Genomic DNA, 23141 nt, shown 5'->3' on the forward strand with positions numbered 1-23141 from the left:
AGGGGAGGTAAAATCTCTATAACAGTATACCCTCAGGGGTTACTTAGACCTAAATTGTACGCTCACCCTTTTTCACTGATGGACTCAAAACTACCCAGACCTTCCCGACTCCTCTCAAAAAATACTGCTTCAAAAAACAAACATAGGAGACCTTATAGAGACTTTATAGAGACCCTACTGCGGTGTAACTCCATAGGAACTCCCTATTTACTCCGTATCAACCCCGTACCTAAAGTATACCTACGCCCTGTTATCCCTCTTAACCAACCCACCCATACCTTCAGTATAGGTCAAGTATACCTGAAGCATACTTACAGCATACCTGAAGCAAGAAACAGATTTTTCATACACCTCACGCTTCCTCCAACTCCGCAATGTCAAACTTCTTCATCTGCATCACTTTCTGCATGACTCTTTCCGATTTGCCAGGAGTGGACATCAGTTGCCCTAATACAGCAGGCACTATCTGCCATGACACACCAAACTGATCTTTCAGCCAGCCACACTGTCCCTCACTGCCACCTTCAGAAAGTTTGCTCCAGTAATAATCAATTTCCTCCTGTGTCTTACAGCTTACAACAAACGAAATAGCTTCATTAAAGCTGAAAGCATGCGACAAAGAGCTGTCCATTGCCATGAAGACCGTATCATTTAGTTTGAATTGTGCATGCTTTACGGTGCCTTCCGTATCTCCGTCATCTTTTCCATACCTCAGAATGCCAACGACAGACGAATTGTCAAATACTGAAGTATAAAACTGCACCGCCTTTTCTGCATTGCCATGCTGCTCGCTTGTGAACAACAGTGCAGGGGTGAAGCGCTGACCTACGTCCTGGAACTTTCCAAATGAAAGTTGCCAGTTCACACCGAACCGGTCCTGTACCCAGCCGTATTTGCGGCTCCAGTCATACTTGCCCAAAGGCATCAATACGGACCCGCCCTCTAAAAGAACATTCCAGGCTTTATCCAGCTCCTCCTCATTTTCAAGGAGCACAAAGAAGGAAATAGAAGGATTGAAAGTAAATTCTGGCCCACCATTGAGGCACATAAATCTTTGGCCGGCTGATTCAAATGTTACGACTATTGGATTTTCAGATGTAATCTTCGTATTACTAAAAACGGTACTATAAAATGTAGCCGCTTCCTTTGCATTGCCGTTAAACCACAGGCATGGATAAATGATATTGGTCATCGTATTTGGTTTTATAGGTTTGAGTCATCTGTCTTCTCCTCTGCATATTTCTTAAAACTGTCCAATATAGCCTGCCAGCCACTCCTTTGCAATTCCTCGGTATGCGTGTGCTCTGATTCAAATACCACAACAATATGAGTAGTATCACCATTCCTGTTAAAATCATTCTTCACCTTTCTTCCATCACCTAAGGTGTATTCAATGTATTCATAAGGCCTGATCTCATCATAAGTACCGCCAAAGTCAAATCCAAAGCTGCCATCTTTAGCTTCCATCCTGTAAGCAAAGCTGCCGCCAGGTCTTAGATCGTTTTGGGCGCTTGTCGTATGCCAGTCTTCAGAAGCATGATTCCACTGCTTGACATCTTCAACATTGGTCCATAGATTCCAGACTTTCTCTACCGGCGCATTAACTGTTGCTTCTACTTTGATCGTTGGTCTTCCTGTTGCAATCATTGTGATTTGTTTTATGTGATGAATGATGTTTTGCTGATACAAACTTACTGCGCTTATAAGAAGATCAAGGTGGGTAATAACGACAATCTTGGGGCGATTTGCGACACTGTTTTCAGGGGGTCTTTATGGCATTGGTTTGTCCGGCAGGATCGGGAATGATCGGGATCTTAACAGTAACGCTGCATCCATGTCCTTCCTTTGACTGAATAAACATGTCGCCACCAAATACTTTCGCCCTGCTTAGAATGTTATTCAATCCAATGCCATTGGGCCTTTTAGAAGGATCAAAACCCTTCCCATTGTCAGTAATAATCAGAACAGTCACCTCTTCAGTCTGGGATAGTTCAATTTTTATACAGCTTGCTCCTGAATGTTTAATGATATTATTCATTAGTTCCTGCAAGATCCGGTAGATCGCCAGCTTTTGATCTTTTATCAATGACGTATGGTAGCCTTCATGCCAAAAACTGATCTCCATGCTTGTAGAAGATGCCACCATATCGATAAGGCCTTTTATGGAATCGATCAAAGACAAGGTCCCCAAAGTAGGAGCTGAAAGCTCCCGGGAGAGATGACGGATTTCTGATATGCAGGTCATTACATATTGAATGGATTTAGATAAAAAACCATTTCTCGCCTCCGGATTGTGTACCGCCATCTCCAGGTTAAGCTTTACCGTTGTCAGAATTTGATTTACATTGTCGTGGAGTTCATGGCCAATAATTTCTCTCTCTCTTTCCTGTGCCAGGATGATTTGTTTGGTTAGTTCCTGTTGATATCTTTCCTGCTCACGCAACAGCTCCTGCTCCATTTGTTTCCGCATGGAAATATCTCTAACCAATACAATGAAACGGAGTTCTCCCTTTACGTCCAGGTATTTTGAATAAACAATTTCGCCCGTGAATGTTGTGTTGTCGTCCCGTGTAAAAAGAACTTCACCCTTGAAGGAACCATCACCAACCACACTCTCGTTCATTTTGATGTTTGGTGCGGCATCTTTAAAAAGCTGCTTCAACGTTAATGAAAACAGGCGCTGCTTTTCTATTCTAAACAATTGAACAGCTGCAAGGTTCATAGCTTCAATTTGTCCATTACCCAAGGCAACAATAATCGCATCCTGGCTATTTTCAAAAATGGATCGGTATCGGATTTCGCTATCCCTGATTTGCCTTGTACCTTTTCTTCTTTGAGCAGAAACAAATAAAACAAATGAAGAGAAGAGAATGATTAACACCGTAATAATACCGCCAAACATATATTCCCTTTTCGCTCTTTTATGGTGATCACTCAAAATATCACTCTCGGCACTGCCCACTGATGCAATCACAGGATAAGCTGGCAGCTTACGGTAACTGAAATAGGTTGGGATACCGTAGATGGCATCTTTTGCAAAATAATTACCGATAGCTTTTTGTGCTGCATATTTCAACAAAGGACTTTTATGAATGTCTTCTCCATGGCTTTCTCTGCTTCCCCTTCTTCTTGCATAGGTAATTCCATCCGGGGCAACCAACGAAATAATATCACGCTCTCTAAGCTTGGAATTGGCATAAAACTGCATGAAAGTTGAAGGTTCTATCTGAACAGCTACAGCTCCCCCGAAGCTCTCGTCGGGCTTATCGATACGCCGGCTAAGCATAATAACGGTCTTGCCGATCGTTTTTGATAATAAAGGTTTACTGAGAAATAGTTGATTTCTTCGTGTTTTATGGAAATAGAAATACTCCCTGTATGAGAAATCAAGCAATGAGTCCTGAGGTAGATTGAGATTGCTGATAATAAGACGGCCATTTTCATCAAGAATACCTATACCATTGATATTTCTGGTCCCAATCATGCCTATGTTAAGCAGATCCTTTAAATCAATCCTTTTGCCCTTCTTTTCATACTCCATTTTTACCAACTGCAGCACCGCATCTGCATTGCGTATGGTTCGGAGGGCATATTGCTCCAGGGAAGCGGCAAGGTTGGAATTGCGCTGCACGGCTGCAGCAATGGTAGCCTTACGGTCCACAGTAACCTGGTGCAAAACCTGTTTCCATACCAGGAAGATGATAAGGAAGCTAAAAAGAAAAATAATAATAAAAAGCCTGCCAGGTTTTTGTATAATATCCTTCATATCAGTCTTTAAAATGTCTTTCCTAGAGGTCTGGAATGATAAAAGGGAATATAAATACCAACAGGGAAATTGGCAAGTCTCAGAGTAGCAGGTTCTTCAGTGGATGCAAAGTGCATGAGCTCCTTTTTCGCGAACAAAAATACCAGATTAAATACTTCGTATTAGAATTTTTCGACGAAACTATATTTCAAGAACTTCCCGCAATTCACTTTACCCTTTTACCGTTCTCCTACTTTTACATTTACATTCTACTTTTAGATTTTACTTTTAGGTATGAACCGGATTGACCGCCTCTCAGCCATACTCATCCAACTTCAGTCCCGTCCACTGGTCAAAGCCCAGGACCTGGCTGAGAAATTCGCCATCAGCCTGCGTACCGTTTACCGTGACATCCGCGCCCTCGAAGAAGCCGGTGTACCTGTGATAGGCGAAGCCGGCACCGGCTACCGCCTGATGGAAGGCTACAAGCTGCCGCCCATCATGTTCAACCAGGACGAAGCCTCAGCCCTGCTCACCGCAGCTAAGTTGATGCAATCCATGAGCGACAAACCATCTTCAAAGCACTACGGTTCAGCCCTCGATAAGATAAAAGCGGTGCTGAGGATGTCAGAAAAAGAACATATCTCCGAAATTGACCAACACATTGCTGTGGTTACGCATCCGGCCTTCGTATATCAAAAACCCGAAGAACTGCACCTGCAAAAACTATTGAAAGCCATTGCCTCTTTCCGTGCGATCCGCTTTGAATATTCTTCGATTGGTAAAGGAGAAACCCTGCAGCGTAAAGCAGAGCCAGTAGGCATCTATTACCAGGGAAGCCATTGGTACTTGGTAGCCTTCTGTCTGTTGCGTAACGATTACCGCAACTTCCGCACAGATAGGATTGCTAACCTGGTGATCACAGACGAAAAGATCACCCAAAGCCACCCTCCGCTACAGGACTTCATCAACAAGATGGCCGATAAACGGGAGGTTCATAAGGTAGTGATCGAAGTAGAGCGGGATATAGTCAAATACCTGGGCGATCAGAAATATTACAGCGGCTTTGTAAAAGAAGAACCCGCTGGCGATTATATACAAATGACCTTCCTCACAGGTTCACTCACTGGCTTTGCACGTTGGTTTATGCTGTTTGGCGATAGAGCGTCCATACTGGAACCCCTCGAACTAAATGATGTGATTGCAGACATTGCCAGAAGTATCCTCAAAAAAGTTCAAAAAAGATTAACCCTGCTGACATAGGGCTGTCACTGGACGGTTGTTGCTTTGTACTACAAAACAGCAACACTATGACATTTATTGAGTTTTTCAAGCAACAGTTTATTGAAGAAGGTAATACTACCCGTAAAATGCTTTCCCGCATTCAGGAACATCAACTTGCTTATCAACCACACCCCAAAAGCATGGACATGAAGCGCCTTGCCTTGCATATTGCTGACCTTCCTGGTTGGATCCATCTGATCTTCACTACCGATGTACTGGACTTTGCCCAACCTTATCATCAACCGGAGATCCACAGCACCGACGACCTGATGGCTTATTTCGAAAAGCGCTACGAGGATGGATTATCCACACTTGTACCGGAAAATGAAGCTCTATTGAACAAACCCTGGACATTAAGAAACGCAGAAACAATTTATAGCGTAGAACCCAAAATTGATGTGATACGCATGTCACTAAGCCAGCAGATACACCATAGGGCGCAATTGGGTGTGTATTTAAGGCTGCTGGATACACCTATACCTGGTAGTTATGGACCTAGTGCAGATGAGGCTGTTTTCCAAAAAGCGGAAGCCGCAGTATAAGTAACTGCACTTTAATTTGATTAAGATTCCACGGAGGCCGGCACTTGCCGGCCTTTGTATTATGCCTCGATTATAGTATTGCCAAAGGTGGAAACTTAGTGGGCTACAGGTGGAATGGAGAGGAATATTGGATAATAGCCATTTCGTAAGTGTAAAATATAAAGCCCTCCCTTAACGCACCAGCGTAACCACTCCTTTCAATTGTATGACTCCCTCCCTGCTTTTTCCCCTGACCAGGTAGACGAAGGTGCCGGTTTGAAGCGCTTTTCCCTGGTAGGTTCCATCCCATCCTTTACCGGCATCCTTTGTGATAAAGATGCGGTTGCCCCAACGGTCGAATATAGAAAACTCATCCAACTGTAAAGAAGCACCAAAGGGAATGCGAAAGACATCATTTTTTCCATCCCCATTCGGTGTAAAACTATTGGGCATGTAATATTTATCGAAAACTTTTACCAGAACCTCTCCTGAAGCCTTACAACCGTAATTATCTACCACACTGAGTTGGAAAGTACTGTTCGTAGTCAATGGCGCTGTTGTAGGTGTCAGCGACTGTGGATTCTGCAAAGAAACTCCGCTGACAGAAGTCCACTCAACAGAAGCGACAGTACCGGATACCGCAGGATTGAGCTGGAGTTGCTCACCAGTCATAGCACTGAGTTCTGATGGCGTGAAATGAATAGTGGGAAGCGGCCTGATATTAATGACTTCTTTATTGGATTGAATTGTAGAAGTAGGGCAACCAGGCACCTTTATGGTCAATATACAGGAAACCTCGTCACCTTGCTTTAGCGCATTGCTGTTGTAAGTGGGTGTAGTAGCACCTGTGTTGGCCCCATTCAATTGCCATTGATAAGTGGGTACAGCGCCTGTGTTTACAGCATTGGCCGTAAAGGTTACACTGTCCCCAGCACAGACTTCCATATCGCTGGCAGTTATGGTAACCTCGGGCGCCATGGTCATACAGCCGCCAAATTTCACTACCCAATAATCATGACTGGAGCCATGAATACCTGTAACATCGCCATCCTGCGATGTTGTAGACCCTATGGCCACAAACCATCCATCTTTTGTAGGCTCCAGGGAAGCCAGCATGTCAGAGCCGCTACCCCCGAAACATTGCTGCCATTGTATGTTGCCGAAACCATCTGTCCTTACTACCCAGTAGTCCAAGCCTCCGTGGTTGCCGGAGACGTCCCCGTTTGACGAGGCAGTCTGGGCTCCTATTAAAAAGCCTTTATCCGCTGTTTGGCTGATGCAGGTTGCCTGATCCTGTCCACTGCCTCCATAGCATTTCTGCCATTGCAGGTTGCCGTTAGGATCCAACTTCACCACCCAGGCATCAACATCTCCGTGATTGCCACTGACATCCCCATTATTCGATTTCGTAGTGCCGGCAACAATATAACCGCCATCTTCTGTCTGCCGGATACTTTCCCCTGTGTCTGCACCCGTGCCGCCCAGGGCTTTTTGCCACAGCAGGTTGCCCCGACCATCGATCTTAACAACCCAGAGGTCTTCCGCGCCATGTTGACCACTAACATCCCCGTTAGAGGATGTTGTATAGCCCGTCATGATATAGCCGCCATCGCTGGTTTGCTGAATGGATTGTATTTCATCAATGCCGGTTCCACCGTAACACTTTATCCAGAGTGGAACACCTGAAGCATCTATTTTCACCACCCAGCCATCAAAGTTGCCATGATTGCCACTCACGTCACCATCATTTGAACGAGTGCTGCCTGCAATTACAAATCCTCCATCCTGTGTCTGGATAACACTGTGGGCATTGTCCTGCGAACTGCCTCCAAAGGTCCTTTGCCATTGCAGCTGTCCATTGATATCAAGCTTGGTAAGCCAGAAATCTGTAGATCCCTGGTTGTAACTCAAAAGACCATTCCTGGAATCTGAATAACCCGCGATGATGTAGCCGTTATCGGAAGTTTGCTCCACACTATAAGCCATATCAGATTTGCTGCCTCCCAATGAATACTGCCATTGCACGGAGCCGTTCTTATCCATTTTTATCACCCAAAAGTCTATAGAACCATAGTTTTTTGAAACATCCCCATTTGTGGACATCGAAGTTCCAATGGCAATATAACCGCCATCTCTTGTGGGGCGGATGCTTCTTGCGTTGTCATCGTTGGTGCCACCCAGGCACTTTTGCCATTGAATAAGGACCTGTGAATAAGTGGGCTGGACAAGGGAAAATGCCAGGAATATAAATAGGACGAGGTGTTTTGAGGTAAGGTTAGGGGCAGCCATTCTGTAAACGATTAGTTGCTACTTAAAGATAAGCCTAGATCGTGGATAACTTGTGCAATGCGGCTAGGTATTTTAGTTTTAATTTGCTGATGCTTATGGATCAAAAAGATGTTGCTGATGGCGTGATGAAGCATACTTACTACATACCGCAAACGGAAACGGAAAGCAAATTCCTGCAACTGGAAAAACCCATCGTCTTCTTCGACCTGGAAACAACAGGGACCAACACTATCAAAGACAGAATTATTGAGATCTGTGCCATCAAGGTCAATACCGATGGCTCCCAGGAAGAACTCTATCATTTGTTAAATCCCACCATTCCGATTTCCCCTGGCGCTACCGCAGTCCATGGTATCACCGATGAAATGGTGGCAGACAAGCCTACGTTCGGCGACCTCGCAGAACAGTTAGCAGCTTATTTTGAAGGCTGTGATCTTGGTGGTTACAACATCAAGCGTTTTGATGTGCCGATGTTATTGGAAGAATTCCACCGCTACAAAAAATATCCTATCCATTACAGTGAAGTGAAGCTGGTGGACGTGATGGCGATCTACCACCGCAAAGAAAAGCGTGACCTCGCTGCCGCAGTCAAATTCTATTGCGACAGGGAACACCAAGATGCACATTCAGCCAAAGCCGACGTACTGGCAACCATCGACATCCTCAAACGCCAACTCCTCAAATACGGTGACCTGGAGCCCAATACCAGCTTCCTGCACGACTACCTCGATAGCGGCAATACAGTCGACATCAGTGGCAAGTTTATCCGCAACGAGAATGGAGACATTGTCTTTAGTTTCGGAAAGCACCAGGGCAAACTGGCCTGCACGGAACCTGACTATCTGAAGTGGATGCTCAACGGAGATTTTCCTGTAGATACAAAAATGGTGGCCAACCGCATTTACAAGAACTGCATTTGGGAAAACGAAATCAAAGACTGGCTGCACCACAACAAGATCATGCAGGACACAGCTTTAGCTTCTGCCCTGTATACGGCCATTAAATATGAAAAAGACATTCCCCCTTTTACAACCACAAAGCAGGACAGCAAGGTAAAGGTTACTTATAATACCACCATAGAGCCACCTTCCTCTTTTACACTCGTCCACCCGGATGCTGTTGCAACATTATTGAAAACACTGGACGGCTGGCTGAGGCAGGGAGACTAAGGGCTATTCATCACTCTATTTTAGTGCGATAATACCGGAATATATTTTATATATTTATGATACAAACATACTCCTGAGAACCGGTAAGCCGAAAACGGTATTTAGAGTAGGCACAAAACAGTTGGTATGGCAATCAACTTTATGGATGATGAAACATTGTTCATGCCCAAAGCCGGCACAGAACGCTCCACCCTGCGCCCACCTGAAGGCGCCGCCGAGCCAAAATCTTTAACCACTTCCAAAGACGTAAGCGGCATTGAGATACGAATGATGGCTCCTTATATCAAGGACAATCGTACAGCCAAGGTGTTTCCTTTTCCCGGCTATGCAAAGTTGTATTGTCTTACGATTGTGATGAGTGACGAACAAAATCAATTAGCTGGCCTCCTTGACCTGAAAGGCTTTCCAAGAATTGATGACAAGGAGCATCTGCCTATCAATAAAACGATTTATTACTGGCAAACCAAAGATGAAAGCATAGCGGCTCCCAGCCAGATACATATAATGTGTTCTGTGATCAAAAGCAAGCAGTCGCTTAGGGAAGTTGCAAAAGTGATGACTGAAGTAAAAAATGATGAAGAGTATAAAGGCATTATGAGCTCCCTGGGTTCCCTGGCCAATAATGCGGCCAAGTTCAATGTGATTACCGATATGATGACGCAAATTGCAGGCCTGGTAGGTAAGTACCTGGGAGATGTAGAAGACAAGCCATTAGGCACAGTCATCAATAGCTATACTTCCTTAAGCGGAGATTTTGATACTGTTGGCATCCAGTCACTTGCCTATCCAACTAAATATGTCGACTTCAATTTCAAGCTGGTGGTGCGCAGCAAGGCAAATGAAAATGAGCTTGCCGGTAATGTGAATAACCGTGAACTTGAAGTTCAAGATCCGGCATCAGCTGGTGATTCAGCATCCGTCGCTTCAGGTGAAAAAGTAGCTGTAAACATGCAGCCGCTCAATTGATCAATAAATAATCATTGATTGCCAATGATATTATCCTGGCAATCAATGATTGATATGATATAGGACAGAGAAAAGATGCTGCTGCTAAGCCGCATCCTTATAGATAATGTACCCTAAATAATTCCGGCATTCCTTGCAAAACAGTTTCAATTCAACAGTCTCCTCGGAAAGTACACTGTACTCTCTTAAGCTATCAGACCCCTTGCCATGCCAGCCACATTTACAGGTAATTTCATGACGCTGAGAGAAAATTTCTCCAGGCATTTCATTTTGCCTGGGCTTAGTAAGATCAGATGGAATTCCGGAGACGATGCTCCATAAGTTGTGGATCGTTTTTGACAATATATATTTAAAAGTACCGGGGTACGTCATTGCAGGTTTTTTTATAGGAAGTTTAGATAATTCAGTTGGATTAATATTGCAAAATTAGCCACCTATAAAAACTGAGACAATTGTAGAAACGCCTGATTCTAAAACTACATCAAATACTGAGGCCATAGTAAAACATCATGAAAAGCCATAGTACATTTACTACTCATAAGCCACGCGCCTCAAATATCGAACTTCAGCACACAACACAATTCATCATCTTGTTCCCATATTTCCAAATCAGTCTTATCCAAACATCCTTTTCTCAGACCGGCCTCAAAGCCTGCCTCACCTCATCCAACCCCCACTCCTTCAATGCCTGGTTGTTAAAAATGCTGATAACCTCCGGCGCTAGCAATTGGTTCCTTGCTGCAATCCACCGATCCCTTCTGTCACCATATATCCGTTGAACAGCGGCAGCATCCAGGTTCTGCATTTTACCCCAATGAAAGGCATGGGGTATATTCCTGTTGAACAACTCACCCCAAAGAGCGGCATAAAAGTTTTTTGACACGCTGGATTCAGCCACATCGATCTCCACAATACACGTATGAGGGTATTGTGTAAAGGAAAGAGTGGCTTCAGACTGCCGCACATAACGATAAGCAAATACGCCGGCGACGGGCCCTGCAGTCTTATTCAACTCCATTATTAAGTCATGCACCTGCGACACGTAATTCAGTGGTATGCCAAAGGCCGAACTATAGATCTTTCCACGCGCATCCGTATTGTAAAAGATCTCACCCATAGTTCCCCATACATTTTCAAAAGGAGCATAAACAGACTTCACCAATTGATCTACCACCAGATGCGTCAATACAGGCACATTAGCTGTAAGCTTACCCAGGAAGGCAGGCGCATCATCACCCGGCCCGGCTTTACTGAAATCCCTGACCCATTGAGGATAATTGGGCTGGTAAGAGCGCTTGAACATAGTAGTAACATAGGCCCCATTGTCCATATCATAAGGATTCACCACTACCTGGAAATGAAAGGGACGCTCATTACCATGCGGCCGGAATTGGGCATTGGAGAAATCCAGTGTCCCCATAATATGACGTAAATGGTCGTCCATGGGCATGCGTTGCCGGTAGCATTCCAGCAAAAAGATGTCTTCTGTTTCCAGCATCACACCATGTATGAAACCAAAGCTTCCAAAACTGATAAGGGCAGCATTGAACAATTCGTCATCGCGAACGAGCTGTGTTTGCAGCTTTTGAATAAAAGCGTCCGATACTACCGGGTAAGAAGCTCTCTCCAGCCAAATGTGTTTGCCCGGACCAGTAATGATATGCAGTCCCACCACATAATCCTGCGTAGAGCCAAAATCAATAGCAGCTCCATGTGTGCCCGTAGAAAAAGCACCCACTATGGTTTGCCCGTTACTGGCTCCTGTTGTCTTTAGCGAGCGGCTCTTGTTTTTCAAATAAGTATTGAGTTCCTGAACTGAATTGCCGCATTGGGCAAAAAGCAGCAGGTCTTTCCGGCCCCTGTATTGTGCAGCCACATTAGTTTCACTAACAGTAAAGACCATGTTCAGGTGCTTGGAATTCAGCATCCACCCATCTGTGGTGGCTACCTTAGTAAACGACCAGCCGCCACCCAATACACGCAGCCTTTTATTGTTTCTAACTGCAGCATCAATCAACTGGGCGACAGCTGCAGTAGTGGCATTGTAATCATTCAGCATGCTACCGGTATCGCTGTTGCTGATGTCAAAAAGATTATCAATAGGTTGTTTGAAGGTTTCGTGCCGGTTGGTCCATACCTTCAGGTTTGTTGGCTTTATCTGTGGTGCAGACATAAGTGTTGGTTTGAGGGTGATTGGTCAGTGATTAAGCGCCTTGGGCGCTTATAAACCACCTTCGCGCTGGCAGGGTTTATGACATTTCCACCTCACCTGTACGGGTGCTAAAATGCCCAACGAAGCCACGGTAATCAGTGAATACCCAAAATTGGTCTGGAACAGCACTTCATCCATAGCATTATTATTCGAACAGTTCGGCACCACAAAGTTTTTGGGCTTATTCACCAATCCCCAGAAGGAAGACCACAATACTTTCTTCTGATACTCTGTTGCCGGGTCATTGTTTGTATTCAGAACTCTGTATTGGTAACAGCTTTGCAGGGAAAAGATAAAAGATACAAACAGGAGTTTCTTTACCGGGTTGAATCGAAGGTTATACTTCATACTGGTGTCTTTGCAGGTTTTATATACGTATCATCATTTTCGTCTACAGATGCCCTCTAAACACTGGTCCCCCTGAGCCTCATAAGGTTGCATTGTTATTGTAATTTAATTTGAATAGCTGACAAATAAAAAATTATTACACTATAATATCATTAAATCCATAAATCATTACATCAACAAACCCACATCCAGGCATCTGACCATGGTAATTCTAAAGGCCGAAAGGAGTATCCAGGTAATGGTGAATGGTCAATGGTGAATTGAAGGAAAGAGAGAGGGAGGGTAGAATGACGAATGAATCGAATCTGCCAGAGGCGGACCAGTTTGAATGACGAATGGGAGAAAGGTAAAGTGAGGGGGTTCAGAACTTGGAAAGTGGGGGTTGGTTTTGTATCTTTAGGCACAGCTCCCTTGACTCCGTTCAGGGTTTGGAAGGCGTTCTGCCTGCAGGTTGTTTTCCCCTTATTTAGGAGCATTTGCTCCATTCAGATCGAAGCATAGTCGAAGGATAGTCGAAGGATGATCGAAGGATGGTCGAAGTAGCATAGGCTTAGGTACGGCTGATGTATACCTAAAGTACGCCTATGATACGGCTTAGCTATGGAGTAGGTAGGGAGTAATTATGGTTCAGATTTGGGTTAAGAAAAGGGAGGGGGCAAATTCTGTTTCGTGCACTAAGTATACTTGAAGTGTGCTTCAGCTATACACCAGGGATACAGCAGGAATACTGTAGCCCTACTTTAGGTATACTGATGGTATGCTTCAGGTATACTTAAGGTACGAAGGATGGATTCTGCCAGAGCGGACAAAAGCGGTCATTTCCTGCCAAATGCGGTCAAATTGAGATCTAAATGGACTGGGTGATTGGAGTAGGGGAGATGTGGTTTTGATTTGGCTATGTGAAGGGTTGGGTGGCGAGGGAGATAATTCAATAAAAAGACCCCGGGATAATGGGGCCTTTTATAGTGTTTCATAGGAATCTTAAATCAAAAAAGGGCAGAAGACTATTTACACATCTCTTTTACTTGTCAACTCCTGAACTCACCTTAATGGTTAATTCCACGTCCTGTTTTGTGCTGCAATTAGTTGATCTTTTTACTAATATATTTAGCAATTTTCATGCCCGGAACCCTCACAAAAACTCCCCTCTCCCCACTCCAAAAAGGAAGATGGCGCCTGAATCATGGGTATTTTTTACTTCAATTTATCTGCATTACGGCCAATAGAATAATAACCTTTTACAGGCCTGGATTTATAATAGGATGATCCTGATGGCCTTACATCTTCAAAGGAGATTTGTTCCCCAAGTTTTGCCTGATTATTCCCAGTGGCATAATAACCCTTTTGTACCATGGGTACTGTTTTCTTTTTACTGGTCCTGAGGCCTGAAAACACCTGCCCACTTGCAGGACTTTGCAATTTCGAGGCGTTGTTACCTATTGAATAATATCCTTTCTGTGGAGCATATACAGACTGGAAACCGTTTACCGGACCGGTATCCTTTTGGGCATAAGCAGTAATAGAAATAAATAATAAAGAAGCAGATATAATAAATACAAATATTTTCATTGTTATAGTTCTTAAGTTTAGAAATGAGCATTGGGAATGGAGTGATCATGCATAACCTCAGTTACAGAAGTATAATCCTGGTAATGGGTAGGTATATGCAGCGTCTATGTGACCGTAATCAAATTCTCAATACCCTGTTCTTAAGAAATATAGGGTGCGGGCATAGCTCAGGCTTTTCTGTTGCGGTAACCAAGGAGCTATGGTGGGGATTTAGATCACAGACAAAGTTAGTAAATACAGTGGGGGTGTAACCAGCACGAGGTACTTTATTCTTTCCTCCCACAGCCAGGTGTTTGATCACCTTGCTGAAATGCTCAGCATTAAAGTCCTTACCTAAAGAGATTTTGGCAGGCGCCTTTGATACATCACTTAAACTATAAACTTCACCAGATTCAGAAAAAGCGTAATCAGCCGCCTCTTGTGCGGTCCACACAGACCCGGTAATAAATACCGCATAAATAATGGTCAATATAGAAGCGATTACACTCTTCATACGGGGTAAAAATACAGCGGCCAAGTACAAACGCAAATTAAAATTTGTTAAAGTGAGAATACTCCAAAACTCAAACTGGTATTGAGTTACAAGCTACACAATAGAGTTTTTAATAAACTGTATTAAAGCTAATTCCTGCTCATTTTTTCCAATGGAAGCAATCCAAAAAATGTATTTAATGACTCCAAATCAAACAAACAGTATTCAGATGTAAACAATTGATTACATTAAGAAATCGCTGCAATTGTGAATGGAGAATGGTCAATGGTGAATAGTGAATGGGGAATTGTTATTGTATTACGTTTATGAAATTGGCATAATACATAGGTGAAGGGTTTGATGGTACGTAGGGAGGCATTCAATAGTGGTGAAAAGGCATTGATTCATGAGTCAAAAGCTGCTTTTTACATCTTTTTAAGTGGTTCAAGGATATCTCCCAAACCATTGAGTTTGATTTCATAGACCGTTTGCAGCAGCATACCCAGTTTGCCTTTGGGAAATCCTTTTCTTTGAAACCACTCCAGGTAGGAAACCGGCAAATCACACAGAACAGTGTCTTTGTATTTACCAAAGGGCATTTTCATTTTTACCAACTGCAACAGAATTTCAGCGTCAGGCTGTACCGGTTCAAACATGAGTATTTTTTAGAGGGTGCAATATTAGGGATTTCATTCATCATCCGGGTCGTAGAGGAACATCACTCTTGCAGTTCTTTCTCTTACAGAGGAAAGCTGCAGTTTGTAGCGCTTATCTTTTACGGTAATAATCAGAAGAGCGGTATTAGGAGGTATAGAACCCAAATTTTCTGCGATCATTTCCACTTCCTGAAAGCGGCTGCTTGGATCTATTTTAATATAGGTGGTAATAGGATTTGCAGTAAGACGCTGATGGGCAAGAACGACCTGTTTATTGACCATGATGGAAATCGTATCGCCATCGATTGCGCCATTGTCATAAAAGTCGAGGCGTATCTCGCCTGTATCAACTTTTATTTCAGGAATGTCTTTGAAAGCCGATTCTTTTACCCTGCTTAAAGTGATCTGCCCCATGACACAATCTACTCCTGTCTTTATCTCTTTCCCATCCCAACCACCACTTAAATACTCCAGATTGCCTTCATGGTGGTACGTCAACACATAATTCTTGATACAGATGGTACATGTAGGGGGAATATTGAAGCCTGTCACGAGCCCTTCATGGAGCGTAATGGTCTTCATTGCAGCATCGTAAAGACCTTTGAACTTCTTTTTTACATAATTATCAACGTCGAGGTAATGGTAAGAATTACCTGAGGCAATGGCACCACTTAAATTGATTTGCAACTCTATATGGTTCACTGCAAAACAGCCATTTTGCATGGTTAAGGTGCCCTTCCAAACGCCACTGATATCCTGTGCGTTTAAGAATTGGCTATACATCAATAAAAACCATATGACCACACAGCATTTCATTCGAGGAAGTTTAAAAGACCTGCCCTAATATCCTTGAGTATTGAAAAAATTGATCAGTACTTTTAAAGTTAGGTAATTTATTTACTAAAAATTTCTTGCCAAAGGGCGGAAGGATAAGTGACGGAGAATGAATGATGAAAGGCGAAGATAAACGAACAAAAAAACCCGGGGAATCCCCGGGTTTTTTTGTTTCTGCTTTGCTCAATAAACACTATCTACTCTATCCAGCTTAGTAAGCCGGCTTACTCTTCTGATCTGTACTTTGGTCTGTATCAGGCTTAGTTCCCTGATCTGTACTTTTATTTGTTTCCTGGTCAGTGTTTTGATTGGCATCCTTGTTTGTACTTTGGTTTGTGCTATCGTTGCTCTTATCCATATCCTGCACACCCTTGCTTGAATCAGTAGCATTCAATGAATCGGTTTGATTACCAGAATTGTTATTCATATTGGTATTCTGGTTGGTACTCATTGTATCAGTTGCGCTCGGATTATTCATATTGCTCTTATTGCTTGTACTGTCCATAGCATTAGCATTGTTCCAGTTGGCATTATTCATATTGCCAGTACTGTCTGTGTGTACAGCATATGTATACGTAGCATCACTACCATCTTCATTCATGTACACGGCTCTTACCTGGCCATTCTCTATCAAACGAACCTGGTAAACATATGAGCTATCGCCTGTCTTCAATTGCAGGACGTCGTAAATGGTAGGTCCATATTTGTTGATAGCAGAACTGATTGTATTTTCAGAAACCAAGCTCTGAATTATCGGCAGTGCCATGGTATATGAATTTCCTCTTTCGTCCATAAATACATTGACGATACGTCCACTACTGGCATACCTTGCATGCCACATGTTAGTAGCGGCATCCTTTTCCCATGTAGCATTACCTGCGTTAGGAAACTGTGACGTGAAAGTATTTCGAATAGTAGGAGGAACATTACCATAGGCGTTATAAGCACCAGAACTGCGCATCGAACTCACCGTGTCGGTACCCTGGGTTTGAGCATTCATATCCTGATTCTGCTGAACACCCTGGTTACTTTGAACAGCTGTTGTATCTGTACCTGTTATGCCTGTAGCATGACTAGTGTCTGTAGCATTCATAGGATTTACAGTAGTTGTTGTATCCCTAGCTGTACTGTCTTTCGGCAGGTTTTTATCCTGCGCCCACAAAGCAAGACTACATCCTGTTAACAGCAGGGATAGGATCATTGTTTTCATAAATCTTTCATTTAAGGTTAGCATGAATTAAGGTTTCCATGAGGAATAACAACTATGATGCCCACAATGCCATCAAGCCCGGCAAAAAACATAATATTTTTTGTATTGTTTAGCTTCAGAATTGATGAGGTGTTGATTTCATTTTACAATTTGCAACGATGAGTGAAAAATTTTCCACTAATGCATTTTAGATGGTGAATTGTCTATGGTGAATAGCAGCAGGGTTTTCCTTTATTTAGAAAAATTCATCATTAGAATTGTTGGTAATTCCCATTAGCTCTTCCAAGGGAGCCTCCTCCAGAATCACCCTATCCGGATGTCCTTTTTTGGATGTCCATTTGATCAGCCTCAGCACGCCTTCCGATATTTCGATACCGGTAATATCACCATCACTGAAACAGCAACAACCCGAATTAAAATAGGTTGGTCTCAAGGAGAGATAATCATCTGAAATATGATCGTAAGTAAACTTCCTGGCTTCAATTTCTTTTTGCAGGGTCGCAATCATGCTTTCATCACCCTGTTTTCTTGCAAATAACAATTGACGGTACAAACGCTCAATATGTGTGAGAGATTCAAAGAGCGGCTGGTGTGTATGGCCGGTGATCAGCAGCAAATCTTTTTGTGCAGCGCTCCATTGGTACATAATACTATTGTGCAATGTTTTCAAGCGGTTATCATATGCAGGCGTGTTTGGATTGATCTTTAGAAAAGCTTGCAGGGGGGCCCAGATCTTTGAAATAAAGAATTTACTGAACCAGTTGCCATCGCTTACCTTATCACCCTGATGGCCATGTGTGCAAAAGATATTCAGGCGCTTTCCTTCTACAGTGGTTTGCAATACAACACCTTCATAAATAGGAACAGTCATACCATATATGCTTTTCAAATAAATGGGCGCCAGCGGGTCGTTTTGCCATAGAAGGTCATGGTTGCCGAAGACCTTGATAAAAGCATTTGCTGATATGAACTTGCTTTCTTTACGAAAGGAAGGTCCTTGTTTCTTTTTGACAGACAAGAATGTATTTTCCCAAAGTTCCTCGCTATCTCCCAAGTCAATATAATGGAAACCGTTTTGATGATAATATTCCAGGGCCTTCAGGTAATTCGGCTCACAGAGCATAAAATCGTCTGCACCATTGCGGCGGCCCTTATGTTGGTCGGAAAAGATGATGAATTTACCTGTTTCTTTTTTGAATGGAACCACCAGGCCTTTCTTCTTTTCACCTTTCAATATACAATCCAGTAAATCGGTAAGTGCTTTAAAAACACGCTCCCTATCAGGCTTTGAAGAAAACCTGTCGGATAGCCAGAGCACGGGCCCACGAAGTATTCTTTGCAACCAATTCATAAATGACCAATACAAGGTGAGAAAGAAAAAGGAATATACCAATTACCTTGAACCTAGTATTTGATTCCATATTTCTTTATCAATGCAAGGAGCACGCCATTGGTCCAGCCAAAGCCATCCTGTGATGGGTATTCGCCTCCGCCACCTTCCAGGTTTGTTTCATATACATTATATTTTTCCATCAACTTCCCGGTACGCTTAAATATGCTTACGTTCAGTTGCACCCATCGTTCTGCAACGGTTTTGGCAAGATCGTGCTGGCTGTATAACTCGAGACCGGAAATAGCCATCCATTCCAATGGTGCCCACCCGTTGGGTGCGTCCCATTGTTCGCCAGAATGGACAAGAGTGGTAGTGACACCGCCAGCCTGCAGGAATTTGGTGCGGATATTTTGTGCAGCAATAAAAATGTTAGAAGCAGGAGCCACCTGTAAAAAGAAAGGTGCTACACCTGCCAATGTTAACGCCGGAGCATGTCTTTTGGTTGCCAGGTTATAATCAACATACCATCCCGACTTTGCCGACCAGCAATATTTGTTAATCGCTTTTTTACGGCTTTCTGCCAATTGATTAAAACGTTGAGCTTTCTGACTATCGCCATTGAGGTCATAAGCTTTTGATAAGTTCCTCTCCAGGGCATATAGCAGGCAGTTCAAATCGACAGGCACCAGCGAAGTTGTTCTAATTGTTGTAAGATTCTTTTCATCAGCAAACCAACGGGTGCTAAAATCCCAGCCGCTTTCGGCACTAGAGCGTAAGTCGCGGAAAAGTTCCTTGTTGACCTTGCCTCCTTTTTCAGCAGTTTCCACATCCGGAGCATGTGACTCCTGCCGGGGAATATTCAACTGATCGTAATAACGATTCAAAATACTGCCATCGGGCATACGCGCTACATGCTTGGTAGGTGCGGTCTTGTCCATCCAATAGTCATGCTCTTTCTGCATGGCAGGGAGGTATTCTTTAAGCACTGCTTCGCCTTTAATTTCAGCCAAAAGATTTACCATGAGGGAAAAGAAAGGAGGCTGCGAGCGACTTAAATAATAAGTACGGTTACCATTGGGGATATGCCCGTATGTGTTGATCAGGTGTGCAAAGTTCCTGATCATGTTCTCGATCAATTGGTCCTGGCCACTTTCCCTCAGGCCCAGCATCGTGAAATAAGAATCCCAATAATAGATCTCATGAAACCTTCCTCCGGGAACAATGTAGGGATAAGGCAAAGGGAGGAGGGAACTTCCCTTTATTGCCGAATCGTTTTGCCGTTTTAAGACTTCCCACAGATTATTGATATGTTTTACAACATCCTTGGTGGTATCCTGGAATCCACTTTGCGGAGGCGAAGGAATAATGAAGTTTTCGCGCACAAACATTTCAAGGCTGAACTTAATAGCGGGGTTGTTCTTTATGGCCAAATAGTCGCGCACAATAGCTGCGGGGTCGCGTTTTGGAATGCAGTCGACAAAGGTCTTATTATCAGGAAATATATGACTCATCTGCACATCCGAAAACAATTTGCCATAGATCTTATCGGGCGTTGCAATTGTCTGCGAAATAGCAATGGGCAAAAAGCCATAGGCAATGAGCAAGACAAAGAAGATCCTTTTCATTGTGGTTTCGTTTGCCTGAAATTAATTCAAATTACGAATAAGTACAGGTTGAATGCGCCTTTGCTTATTCGCCCTAGCTATTGTGCTGTGGTATCTGAGTTTTCTTTATGTTGCTCCAATATCCTGCTGGCGGTGGTATCGCCGGCAACAACGGCCTGCATCAGCAGCTTAGTACCTTTTACAACATTCTTTTCGTACTCACAGCGGTCATAATTACTAAGGTGAAGTACGTCCCTGTTATCTGCAAAGAGGTACAAAAAGCCCAGGGTTGTTTTGGCGGGCGTATAGTTGCTGTCACTGGCCCTATTGATCAAGTCTAAGGCAGTGGCGCAGTCAATATCATTGTTTTTGTTCTTAAGGGCGAAGTTGCCATATTCGTACATAGCTTCCGGCACTTCATACTCGCTTAGTGTTTTATAAATAGCCAGGGCCTCTTCGGTATTGCCGTTATCAGCCAACGCCCTTGCATTTTGCAACTGTGAATTGATCTCTATTTTGGTCAATTTCTGCGGCTCGGTTGCCCTGTTGTTCCATTCATCCAATGTCATCAGGTCCTCACGGCGAAGCCACCCTTTAGACATTTGCCCCTTGTCGTTAGTAAATTCAACGTAAACAAACCCATTCTTTTCGTCCAAGCCATCAATCACTTCCTCTGAGGGTACCATGTAGGCAGAAGAACGGCGGGTAGCGCTATTAGGTTCATTGTGAAAATAGGCCCTGTCAGCGGCCACTTTATATCGTCCGATTACAGTACGTTGTGGGGGTGTTTGAGTTTCAGTTGCTTCCGGTTCAGTTTTCCTGTTCGAATTACCCCCATTCAAAAGTGTAACAGCCGCATAAACACCCAGCCCGATGGTGACCAGGAGCAAAAGGCCAAACAAGACACTCGACATACCCTTAGCGCGTGGCGCCGGAGGCGCCGGCCTATATTGAGGAGCCTGCGTTTGTTGCATCGCCAGCTTGTCTCTTAACACCTGGATATCCCGATCTTTCTGCGTTACACTTACCCTTAAGGCTACCAATTCAGCTTCCTTGTTCCGTGCGGCTTCCTGGTGTTGTTGCAATTGCTTTTGCAGTTTTTGATTTTCCTGCTGCAGCAGTAACATGCTTTCACCTGGATTATTTCTATGTGCAGAAGATTGCATGCTGTTCACCACAATATGGTCGTACAATGCCATGCCATTGGGAAAGCGGTCTACAGGCTTTTTCTCCAGGCATTTATTAATGGTATCCAACAGCCAATGGGGCACAGTCATCTCCCGCTCCTTTTTTTCTTCACTCCAGCCGGCGGGCAATGCTGCGCGACGCAATGAAAGCAGGTCGGGTGGAGACTTTTCCATATGCGCCAGCATGATCAGGTTACGGGCAGTTTCGCCCCTATCTTTCAATGGAAAAGGAACCGTACCGGCCAGCAATTCAAAAAGGATAATCCCAAAGCTGTAAACATCCGTCTCAAAAAGCATCTGTCCTTCGTATTGCTCAGGAGCCATAAATTCAACGGCACCTGCATGACGCAGGCTGGTACGTCTTTGCTCGTCCGACATGATGGCAAGGCCAAAGTCGAGCAAGACATAGTTACCGGTGTGTATATTGAACTTTACATTGTTGCTTTTAATGTCGCCATGTTTGATATCCAGCTTGTGGCAGTGCGCCAAGGCATGCGACAACTGTTCGGCTACTTTGATGGTCTCTTTGATCGTGAAGACGGAACCATGAGGCGGTTGCAGCAGCTCTTCCAGGTCTGGCCCCTCTATATATTCCATCTCTATAAATGGCAAACTGCCGGTCTCGGTAATTCCGGAGCTCAGGATCTTTACCACGTTAGGGTTTGGCTGCTGATTGACTTTCTTTAGTTTCTCAACTTCGTTCTGAAAGTCCCTGAAGTTTTTATCCTGCGGATCCTCATTATGAATAGGTGTAGGCAGCAGTTTTACCGCTGTAATAATTTCTCCTCTCCTGCGTCCCTTATAAACCGAACCCTGGCCGCCGGTTTTTAAGGCGCCCATGTTTTCCAAACCTTCCGTTATGGTAAATACTTTAGCCATCGGGTAAATTTAGAACAAAGCCGGGGAATGACGAATAAGGTCAGGTTGAACGGTCCTATACTTATTCGTTATTCGATTCGTTTACCAGCTGTCTAAATTCCAACAACGCTGAATCGCCCAGGATTATTTGATCGCCTTCCTGTAACGGGTAACCAATTTGAGTAGTTTGCAATTTTTCCAGGTCTCCATTTGCAGAGCGGACCTTTATTTTATTCCGGGGAGGAATGCCGCCCTCATCGGCAAACAGCATGAAAGTACCTTGTTCCGCATTCCATTCAATATGGGCATGCTGGCGGCTGACGTATTTATTGCTCTGATGCGTGCTATCAGCAGGGAATGCAATGGTATTGATGCGGAAGAAACCATCAGCCGTCTGCACCTTCTTTTCCCGGCCAATGCAGATCTTGCCACTGTCGGAAGTGAGCGTATAACTTTCTTTTTCGGCTTCACCATTGAGAATATGAATAGCTGCAGTAACGGTTCTCTTTGGGGCAGCCTGCTTCCGGGTAACCACAAAAAGGGCTGCATCAATGGAGGTTGCCTTGATCGCATCTGAAGGAAGACTTTCTACGAAAAGAATTTCCAGGTTCCAGTTACCAGGCAACTGAAGGGCAAAGTCGTCTGCTATTTTTTGAACTTCTTCTTTAAACCGGCCTTCCTCCTCAACAAAGATTGCTGACTGGTACAGGTGTTTTTCCTCTTCTTTGGGAGCAAAATATAGTTGGAGGCCGCGCATATTTCCTCCTTCACCTCCTTCGGCCTTCTGTAATTGCTCTTTAATAAAGCGAAGTGCGGCATCGCGGATTCCCTTCACATCCTGCGGGCGACCCTGGCCTTTATTCTGTTTAAAGAAATTGAACATA

20 protein-coding genes are annotated in these 23141 nt (G+C 43.8%); 4 read left to right on the forward strand and 16 right to left on the reverse strand.

Annotated features, from left to right (window positions below; translation table 11 throughout):
• Nucleotides 1–352: 352 nt before the first annotated feature.
• The 3 genes from OCK74_RS23015 to OCK74_RS23025 form a co-directional block, all read right to left on the reverse strand.
• Entirely contained in the window at nucleotides 353–1192 is an 840-nt protein-coding gene (locus OCK74_RS23015; protein WP_279299450.1) for a VOC family protein, read from the reverse strand.
• An 11-nt stretch (nucleotides 1193–1203) separates the two neighbouring features.
• Complete coding sequence (locus OCK74_RS23020) at nucleotides 1204–1647, reverse strand: SRPBCC family protein (protein ID WP_279299451.1); 444 nt, start codon at nucleotides 1645–1647, stop codon at nucleotides 1204–1206.
• A 112-nt stretch (nucleotides 1648–1759) separates the two neighbouring features.
• Nucleotides 1760–3766 carry an ATP-binding protein gene (locus OCK74_RS23025; protein WP_279299452.1) on the reverse strand — a complete coding sequence of 669 codons (2007 nt, stop codon included), beginning with the start codon at nucleotides 3764–3766 and terminating at the stop codon, nucleotides 1760–1762.
• Nucleotides 3767–4039: 273 nt separating this feature from the next.
• Here OCK74_RS23025 and OCK74_RS23030 point away from each other — a divergent pair, with 273 nt between their 5' ends.
• Nucleotides 4040–5008 carry a helix-turn-helix transcriptional regulator gene (locus OCK74_RS23030; RefSeq protein ID WP_279299453.1) on the forward strand — a complete coding sequence of 323 codons (969 nt, stop codon included), beginning with the start codon at nucleotides 4040–4042 and terminating at the stop codon, nucleotides 5006–5008.
• A 47-nt stretch (nucleotides 5009–5055) separates the two neighbouring features.
• Complete coding sequence (locus tag OCK74_RS23035) at nucleotides 5056–5571, forward strand: DinB family protein (RefSeq protein ID WP_279299454.1); 516 nt, start codon at nucleotides 5056–5058, stop codon at nucleotides 5569–5571.
• A 171-nt stretch (nucleotides 5572–5742) separates the two neighbouring features.
• Here OCK74_RS23035 and OCK74_RS23040 read toward each other — a convergent pair whose 3' ends face one another.
• Nucleotides 5743–7839, reverse strand: a complete 2097-nt coding sequence (locus OCK74_RS23040) for a T9SS type B sorting domain-containing protein (RefSeq protein ID WP_279299455.1) — start codon at nucleotides 7837–7839, stop codon at nucleotides 5743–5745.
• Between the two features lie 95 nt (nucleotides 7840–7934).
• On the opposite strand from OCK74_RS23040, the gene OCK74_RS23045 reads away from it, so the two are divergent.
• Nucleotides 7935–9008 carry a 3'-5' exonuclease gene (locus OCK74_RS23045; protein WP_279299456.1) on the forward strand — a complete coding sequence of 358 codons (1074 nt, stop codon included), beginning with the start codon at nucleotides 7935–7937 and terminating at the stop codon, nucleotides 9006–9008.
• A 126-nt stretch (nucleotides 9009–9134) separates the two neighbouring features.
• Nucleotides 9135–9974 carry a hypothetical protein gene (locus OCK74_RS23050; RefSeq protein WP_279299457.1) on the forward strand — a complete coding sequence of 280 codons (840 nt, stop codon included), beginning with the start codon at nucleotides 9135–9137 and terminating at the stop codon, nucleotides 9972–9974.
• 84 nt (nucleotides 9975–10058) lie between these two features.
• On the opposite strand, the gene OCK74_RS23055 is transcribed toward OCK74_RS23050, so the two are convergent.
• The 12 genes from OCK74_RS23055 to OCK74_RS23110 all read right to left on the reverse strand — a co-directional run bounded on the left by OCK74_RS23055 (nucleotide 10059) and on the right by OCK74_RS23110 (nucleotide 23140).
• The gene (locus OCK74_RS23055) at nucleotides 10059–10346 is read right to left on the reverse strand and encodes a hypothetical protein (protein WP_279299458.1); all 288 of its coding nucleotides are present in this window, start codon (nucleotides 10344–10346) and stop codon (nucleotides 10059–10061) included.
• 262 nt (nucleotides 10347–10608) lie between these two features.
• Complete coding sequence (locus OCK74_RS23060) at nucleotides 10609–12147, reverse strand: FAD-binding protein (RefSeq protein ID WP_279299459.1); 1539 nt, start codon at nucleotides 12145–12147, stop codon at nucleotides 10609–10611.
• 48 nt (nucleotides 12148–12195) lie between these two features.
• Nucleotides 12196–12534: a hypothetical protein gene (locus OCK74_RS23065; RefSeq protein WP_279299460.1), complete on the reverse strand. Its 339-nt coding sequence runs from the start codon at nucleotides 12532–12534 to the stop codon at nucleotides 12196–12198.
• A 1194-nt stretch (nucleotides 12535–13728) separates the two neighbouring features.
• Nucleotides 13729–14103 (reverse strand): hypothetical protein, encoded by a 375-nt coding sequence (locus tag OCK74_RS23070; protein WP_279299461.1) that lies wholly within the window; start codon nucleotides 14101–14103, stop codon nucleotides 13729–13731.
• A gap of 118 nt (nucleotides 14104–14221) precedes the next feature.
• Nucleotides 14222–14596 (reverse strand): hypothetical protein, encoded by a 375-nt coding sequence (locus OCK74_RS23075; protein WP_279299462.1) that lies wholly within the window; start codon nucleotides 14594–14596, stop codon nucleotides 14222–14224.
• A gap of 404 nt (nucleotides 14597–15000) precedes the next feature.
• Nucleotides 15001–15231 carry a DUF3820 family protein gene (locus OCK74_RS23080; RefSeq protein WP_279299463.1) on the reverse strand — a complete coding sequence of 77 codons (231 nt, stop codon included), beginning with the start codon at nucleotides 15229–15231 and terminating at the stop codon, nucleotides 15001–15003.
• A gap of 33 nt (nucleotides 15232–15264) precedes the next feature.
• Entirely contained in the window at nucleotides 15265–16047 is a 783-nt protein-coding gene (locus OCK74_RS23085; protein ID WP_279299464.1) for a hypothetical protein, read from the reverse strand.
• A gap of 229 nt (nucleotides 16048–16276) precedes the next feature.
• Nucleotides 16277–17275 carry a hypothetical protein gene (locus tag OCK74_RS23090; protein ID WP_279299465.1) on the reverse strand — a complete coding sequence of 333 codons (999 nt, stop codon included), beginning with the start codon at nucleotides 17273–17275 and terminating at the stop codon, nucleotides 16277–16279.
• A gap of 235 nt (nucleotides 17276–17510) precedes the next feature.
• A complete protein-coding gene (locus OCK74_RS23095; RefSeq protein WP_279299466.1) occupies nucleotides 17511–18626 on the reverse strand; it encodes a metallophosphoesterase in 1116 nt (371 codons plus the stop codon).
• Between the two features lie 53 nt (nucleotides 18627–18679).
• Nucleotides 18680–20233 carry an alpha,alpha-trehalase TreA gene (gene treA / locus OCK74_RS23100; RefSeq protein WP_279299467.1) on the reverse strand — a complete coding sequence of 518 codons (1554 nt, stop codon included), beginning with the start codon at nucleotides 20231–20233 and terminating at the stop codon, nucleotides 18680–18682.
• A 77-nt stretch (nucleotides 20234–20310) separates the two neighbouring features.
• Nucleotides 20311–22278, reverse strand: coding sequence for a serine/threonine-protein kinase (locus OCK74_RS23105; protein WP_279299468.1), 1968 nt, complete (start codon nucleotides 22276–22278; stop codon nucleotides 20311–20313).
• 61 nt (nucleotides 22279–22339) lie between these two features.
• On the reverse strand, nucleotides 22340–23140 hold the full coding sequence (locus tag OCK74_RS23110) for an FHA domain-containing protein (protein ID WP_279299469.1): 801 nt from the start codon (nucleotides 23138–23140) through the stop codon (nucleotides 22340–22342).
• Between the last annotated feature and the right edge of the window lies 1 nt (nucleotide 23141).

This window comes from Paraflavisolibacter caeni (assembly GCF_025628885.1).
GTDB classification, from domain to species: Bacteria; Bacteroidota; Bacteroidia; order Chitinophagales; family Chitinophagaceae; genus Flavisolibacter; species Flavisolibacter caeni.

Bases quoted from the DNA above. Each gene is read 5' to 3' on its own strand.
- OCK74_RS23070 (WP_279299461.1), bottom strand. From the start codon at position 14,103: ATGAAAATATTTGTATTTATTATATCTGCTTCTTTATTATTTATTTCT.
- OCK74_RS23095 (WP_279299466.1), bottom strand. From the start codon at position 18,626: ATGAATTGGTTGCAAAGAATACTTCGTGGGCCCGTGCTCTGGCTATCC.
- OCK74_RS23090 (WP_279299465.1), bottom strand. From the start codon at position 17,275: ATGAAAACAATGATCCTATCCCTGCTGTTAACAGGATGTAGTCTTGCT.
- OCK74_RS23020 (WP_279299451.1), bottom strand. From the start codon at position 1,647: ATGATTGCAACAGGAAGACCAACGATCAAAGTAGAAGCAACAGTTAAT.
- OCK74_RS23060 (WP_279299459.1), bottom strand. From the start codon at position 12,147: ATGTCTGCACCACAGATAAAGCCAACAAACCTGAAGGTATGGACCAAC.
- OCK74_RS23045 (WP_279299456.1), top strand. From the start codon at position 7,935: ATGGATCAAAAAGATGTTGCTGATGGCGTGATGAAGCATACTTACTAC.
- treA (WP_279299467.1), bottom strand. From the start codon at position 20,233: ATGAAAAGGATCTTCTTTGTCTTGCTCATTGCCTATGGCTTTTTGCCC.
- OCK74_RS23105 (WP_279299468.1), bottom strand. From the start codon at position 22,278: ATGGCTAAAGTATTTACCATAACGGAAGGTTTGGAAAACATGGGCGCC.
- OCK74_RS23015 (WP_279299450.1), bottom strand. From the start codon at position 1,192: ATGACCAATATCATTTATCCATGCCTGTGGTTTAACGGCAATGCAAAG.
- OCK74_RS23110 (WP_279299469.1), bottom strand. From the start codon at position 23,140: ATGTTCAATTTCTTTAAACAGAATAAAGGCCAGGGTCGCCCGCAGGAT.
- OCK74_RS23050 (WP_279299457.1), top strand. From the start codon at position 9,135: ATGGCAATCAACTTTATGGATGATGAAACATTGTTCATGCCCAAAGCC.
- OCK74_RS23065 (WP_279299460.1), bottom strand. From the start codon at position 12,534: ATGAAGTATAACCTTCGATTCAACCCGGTAAAGAAACTCCTGTTTGTA.
- OCK74_RS23085 (WP_279299464.1), bottom strand. From the start codon at position 16,047: ATGAAATGCTGTGTGGTCATATGGTTTTTATTGATGTATAGCCAATTC.
- OCK74_RS23030 (WP_279299453.1), top strand. From the start codon at position 4,040: ATGAACCGGATTGACCGCCTCTCAGCCATACTCATCCAACTTCAGTCC.
- OCK74_RS23075 (WP_279299462.1), bottom strand. From the start codon at position 14,596: ATGAAGAGTGTAATCGCTTCTATATTGACCATTATTTATGCGGTATTT.
- OCK74_RS23080 (WP_279299463.1), bottom strand. From the start codon at position 15,231: ATGTTTGAACCGGTACAGCCTGACGCTGAAATTCTGTTGCAGTTGGTA.
- OCK74_RS23055 (WP_279299458.1), bottom strand. From the start codon at position 10,346: ATGACGTACCCCGGTACTTTTAAATATATATTGTCAAAAACGATCCAC.
- OCK74_RS23035 (WP_279299454.1), top strand. From the start codon at position 5,056: ATGACATTTATTGAGTTTTTCAAGCAACAGTTTATTGAAGAAGGTAAT.
- OCK74_RS23025 (WP_279299452.1), bottom strand. From the start codon at position 3,766: ATGAAGGATATTATACAAAAACCTGGCAGGCTTTTTATTATTATTTTT.
- OCK74_RS23040 (WP_279299455.1), bottom strand. From the start codon at position 7,839: ATGGCTGCCCCTAACCTTACCTCAAAACACCTCGTCCTATTTATATTC.